This window comes from Micromonospora globispora (genome assembly GCF_003857015.1).
Taxonomy (GTDB): Bacteria; Actinomycetota; Actinomycetes; order Mycobacteriales; family Micromonosporaceae; genus Micromonospora; species Micromonospora globispora.
Genome location: NZ_QGGF01000793.1, coordinates 1 through 4740, shown reverse-complemented (window position 1 = coordinate 4740; position 4740 = coordinate 1). Strand labels below are relative to the sequence as shown.

The window sequence follows — 4740 nt, the reverse complement described above, 5'->3', positions numbered from 1 at the left end:
GCAGCAGCCAGCGCAGCAGGACGGTCAGCGCGACAACCAGCACCACCAGGTCCATCGGCGCCCACATCAGCAGGCCGGCGAGCTGCTGGTCGGCCAGCGGGTCGGCACCGAGCACCCGCGTCGGGTAGACCGGTTCCGGGGCGAACGTCAGCACCGCGCCGAGGGCGGAGGTCGGCAGCATGGTGCCGACCAGCAGCAGCACCGCCACCGGTGCGGGCGCGCGGTGCCGCGGCGAGCCGAGCACCGGCGCCCAGAACGGCCAGGCCACCGCCACCAGGCTGAGGTGTTCGAGGGCGTGCACGGTCGGCCGGTCCACCGCCGCGACGTACGGCCCCGGCAGGTGCCAGAACCACAGCACGACGGTCTGCCCGCCGCCGGCCAGGAAGGCGTACCCGGTCGGCCGGCGCAGCCGGCGCGCCCACGGCGCGACCCGCCATCGGGCGAGCAGCCGGCGTACCGGCAGCGGAGCGGCCAGGCTCAGCGGCAGTCCCGCCGCCCCGGCCGCGAGCAGCGGCCCCGCCACCAGCAGGAGCAGCATGTGCTGGGCCATGTGTCCGGCGAAGGAGGACTCGGCCGCCCGGTGCACCGGCCCCTGCTCGGCGCCGAGCACCACCAGCAGCCCGAGCCCGAACGCGGCCACCCGCCAGACCGGTACGACCCGGCCGGGCCCCCGGCGCGCCCACAGTTCGTGGACGCCCCGCCCGTACCCGGCGACCAGCAGGCAGACCGTGACCACGGCCAGCATGGTGAGCAGCCCTTCGACCACCGGCTGCGGGCCGGGCGGGTGACCCGGGTGGACGGTCAGCGCTGACATGCCGGCAGCACCAGCACGGCGACCCCGCCGAGCACGATGATCGTCAGGAACAGCAGGTTGGCCCAGATCCCCACCACGGCGAGCATCCGGGACCGGCCGAACGCAGGGTCCTGCACACCGGCGGACTGGGCCCGGGCGGTGCGCCGCCACGCCAGCGCGGCCACCGCGAGCGAGCCCGCGGTGACCAGACCCGGGAGCACCACCGCGAGCCCGACGGCCTGCCAGAGCGGCACGGCGGAGATCTTCTCCGAGCCCGCCGCGCAGGTCAGCTCGTCCAGGGGCCAGGCGACGAGCAGGTGCACCGCCCAGGCGACGGCGCCGCCGAGCACGCCGTACCAGAGCAGCAGCCCGCCGGCCAGGCGGGCGCGGGAGTCGGGTCGGGTGGTCATCACAGTCGCGGGGAGAGGTAGATGGTGAACAGGATGGCGATCCAGACCAGGTCGACGAAGTGCCAGTAGATGGCGGCGTTGCGGACCCGGTCGTGCCGGTGGGCGCCGAAGCTGCCGCCGCGCAGCGAGGCGGCGAGCAGCCAGCCGATCATGGTCAGTCCGACCAGGACGTGCAGCCCGTGGAAGCCGGTGATCAGGTAGAACAGCGAGCCGTAGACGTCGGTGGTCATGGTGAAGTGCTTGAGCTTCTCGGCGTACTCGGTGGCCTGCAGGGTCAGGAAGGTGGCCCCGAGCAGCAGGGTGGCAGTCAGTCCGGCCCGCAGCCGCCAGCGCTGGCCGCGCCGGATGCCGTGCTCGGCCCACACCACGGGCAGGCTGCTGGGCAGCAGCACCGCCGTCATCACCAGCGGCTTGAGCAGCTTCGGGTCCTCGATGCCGTCCGGTGGCCACTGGGGACCGTACTGGAAGCGGAGGTAGAAGTAGCTGCCGAGCAGGCAGGCGAAGAGGGTGGCCTCGGTGGCCACGAACATCACCATGCCCCACCAGCCGGTGGACCGGCCGACCGGCAGTTCGGTGCTGAGCGCCTCGGCGCCGGTGGCCGCGGCCAGGACCCCACCCCGATCCGTCACGCCACCACCCCCAGTTCCTCGTCCGGCCTGCGCGGCGGCCAGAGCCAGACCGCGATGGTCGCCGCGACGATCAGCGCGGCGACGGCCGCCACCGGGTACCAGGCGAAGAGCAGCGAGGTGAAGAGGACCAGCAGCGCGCCGGCGAGCAGCAGCGGCTTGACCGACGACTCGGGCATCTCCACCGCCCGCTCCCGGTGGGCGTCCAGCTCGCTGGTGACCAGGGTGCGGCGTCCCGCGCTGAGGATCCGGTCCGCGGTCGCCCCCGTGGTGGTCGACTCGGCGGTCCGCGCGTCCCAGGCCGGGTGCAGGCTGTGCACCCGGGGCAGGACCGGGAAGTTGTACGGCTCGGGCGGCGACGCGGTCGCCCACTCCAGGCTGTCGCCCTCCCACGGGTCACCGGGCGCGGGACGGCCACGCAGCAGCGCGTGGAGCACCCCGACGAGGACCAGCAGCAGCCCGACCGCGAGCAGGTACGACCCGGCGGTGCTGACCAGGTTCCACCCGTCCCAGCCGGGCTCGCTGCGGTACGTGTAGACCCGACGGGGCATGCCGAACAGGCCGTACAGGTGCATCGGGAAGAACGTGACGTGCATGCCGGCGAAGACCAGCCAGAAGGCCCACCGGCCCAGCCGCTCGTGGTACATCCGGCCGCTGATCTTGGGCAGCCAGTAGTAGAGGCCGGCGAGCATCGGGAAGACGGCGCCGCCGATCAGCACGTAGTGGAAGTGCGCCACCACGAAGTAGGAGTCGGTGACCTGCTGGTCGAACGCGGTCAGCGCGAACATCGCGCCGGTGAAGCCGCCGAGCACGAAGGTCACGATGAAACCGATGACGAAGAGCAGCGGCACCCGGAGCACCAGCCGGCCGAGCGCCATGGTGGCCAGCCAGGCGAAGATCTGGATGCCGGACGGGATGGTGATGATCGTGCTGGCCGCGCTGAAGAAGCTGTACGACAGCTGCGGCAGCCCGGTGGCGAACATGTGGTGCACCCAGACGCCGAACGAGATGATCGAGATGGACACGATGGAGAGCACGATCAGCGGATAGCCGACCACGCCCCGGCGGGTGAACGCGGGCAGCACCGCGGAGACGATGCCGAGGGCGGGCATCACGATGATGTAGACGTCCGGGTGCCCGAAGATCCAGAACAGGTGCTGCCAGAGCAGCACGTTCCCCCCGGCGGACGGGTCGAAGAAGTGGGTGCCGAACCGCCGGTCGAGGAAGAGCATGGCGTTGTCGAGGTTCAGCGCGGGCAACGCGAAGATCACCATGAACGCGGTCGCCACGATCGCCCAGACGAATAGCGGCACCCGGTTGAGCGACATCCCGGGAGCGCGCAGCTTGAGCGCGGTGACGATGAAGTTGATCGACGCAGAGGTGGTGGAGATGCCGAGGAAGAGCAGGCCGAGCGCGTAGACGTCCATGTGCAGGCCCGGGTTGTGCGCCTCGGAGCTCAGTGGCGCGTAGGCGAACCAGCCGTTGTTCGGTGCCGCGCCGAACGGCAGGCTCGCCCACATGAACAGCCCGGCGAAGAGGAAGACCCAGTAGCCGAACGCGTTGAGCCGGGGGAACGCCATGTCCCGGGAGCCGATCATCAGCGGGACGAGGAAGTTGCCGAAGCCGAAGAGCATGGGCGTGGCGAACAGGAAGATCATCGCCGTGCCGTGCATGGTGAACAGCTGGTTGTACTGCTGCGGCGACACGACGCCCGCCTCCGGCCGGGCGAGCTGGGTCCGCATCACCAGGGCGCTGAGCCCGGCGAGGACGAAGAAGAACCCGGCGGTGACCAGGTAGCGACGGCCGATCCGCTTGTGGTCGACGGTGGTGAACCAGGAGCGCAGGGAGGCGGGCTCGCCCCAGTGCGCGCCCAACCGGGTCAGGTCCTCCCGGCTGATCCCGGGCGACGGCGTGGTGGTCGTGGACATCGTTTCCCCTTCCCGACCTACCGCAGCGACCGGAGGTAGGCGATGAGGTCGGGCAACTGGGCGGCGTCGACCGGCTGGGGCGGCATGGCGTTGCCGGGCTTGACGGTCTGCGAGTTGGCGATCCAGCCGCCGAGGTGACCGGCGTCGTTGGGCACCGCCCCGGCGCCGATACTCCATCGGGAGCCCACGGTGGACAGGTCTGGGCCCACCCGGCCCTGCGCGCCGGTGCCCCGCACCGCGTGGCAGGCGGCGCAGGTGCCCTGCACGAACGCCTGCTGCCCCCGGCGCTCGGCCTCGGTCTGCGGCTGACGCGCCGGGGCGTCCAGCCGGGCCCGCCAGGCGTCGTACTCCGCGCGGGACTCCGCCACGACCAGGAAGGCCATGTGCGCGTGCTGAGTGCCGCAGTACTCGGCGCACTGGCCCCGGTAGCGGCCGGCCCGCTCCGCCTGCAGCCAGGTCTCCCGGGTCTCCCCCGCGATCAGGTCCGTCTTCGGCATGAGCTGCGGCACCCAGAAGCTGTGCAGCACGTCGTCGGTACGCAGCCGCACCCGGACCCGCTCCCCCACCGGAATGTGGATCTCGTTGGCGGTGGCCCCGGACCCGCCCTCGTAACGCACCTCCCACCACCACTTGTGGCCGGTCACCTCCACGGTCGGGGCGTCCCGGTCCGGAGGGTCGCCGAGGGCGGCGAGGTCGCGCAGTCCCACCCCGTAGACGGCGACGAGGATGACGAAGGGCACCGCCGCGCCGGTGACGGTGACGAAGCGCAGCGGCTGCCCGTGCCGTACCCGGGCCGTTCCCCGCCGGAACACCAGCGCCCAGAGCAGGACGGCCATGACCTCGGCGAACACGGCCATCGAGATCCAGAACAGCAGCCACCACAGGCCGGAAACACGGATCGCCCCGGTGCCGGCGGGGTTCAGGGCGGACGGCGCGCTGCCGCCGCAGCCGGCGAGCAGGAGCAGGCCGGACAGCGCGGCCAG

The 4740-nt window shown here is 72.1% G+C and carries 5 protein-coding genes; all 5 read right to left on the bottom strand.

Going from position 1 to position 4740, the window contains the following annotated elements; translation table 11 throughout:
* Positions 1–814 (bottom strand): cytochrome c oxidase assembly protein (locus DKL51_RS34490; RefSeq protein ID WP_148097946.1); only part of this gene is annotated, 814 nt, incomplete at its 3' end.
* On the bottom strand, positions 802–1203 hold the full coding sequence (locus tag DKL51_RS34485; protein ID WP_109946277.1) for a hypothetical protein: 402 nt from the start codon (positions 1201–1203) through the stop codon (positions 802–804). The genes DKL51_RS34485 and DKL51_RS34490, both read right to left, overlap by 13 nt.
* Positions 1203–1832, bottom strand: coding sequence for a cytochrome c oxidase subunit 3 (locus tag DKL51_RS34480; protein WP_207783951.1), 630 nt, complete (start codon positions 1830–1832; stop codon positions 1203–1205). Before DKL51_RS34480 ends, DKL51_RS34485 begins: the two co-directional genes overlap by 1 nt.
* Positions 1829–3757: a cytochrome c oxidase subunit I gene (ctaD, locus tag DKL51_RS34475; protein ID WP_109946276.1), complete on the bottom strand. Its 1929-nt coding sequence runs from the start codon at positions 3755–3757 to the stop codon at positions 1829–1831. The genes DKL51_RS34480 and ctaD overlap by 4 nt, the downstream gene beginning before the upstream one ends.
* 17 nt (positions 3758–3774) lie before the next feature.
* On the bottom strand, positions 3775–4740 hold a 966-nt coding region (gene coxB, locus DKL51_RS34470), incomplete at its 5' end, for a cytochrome c oxidase subunit II (protein ID WP_124813324.1).

Bases quoted from the DNA above. Each gene is read 5' to 3' on its own strand.
- DKL51_RS34485 (WP_109946277.1), bottom strand. From the start codon at position 1,203: ATGACCACCCGACCCGACTCCCGCGCCCGCCTGGCCGGCGGGCTGCTG.
- ctaD (WP_109946276.1), bottom strand. From the start codon at position 3,757: ATGTCCACGACCACCACGCCGTCGCCCGGGATCAGCCGGGAGGACCTG.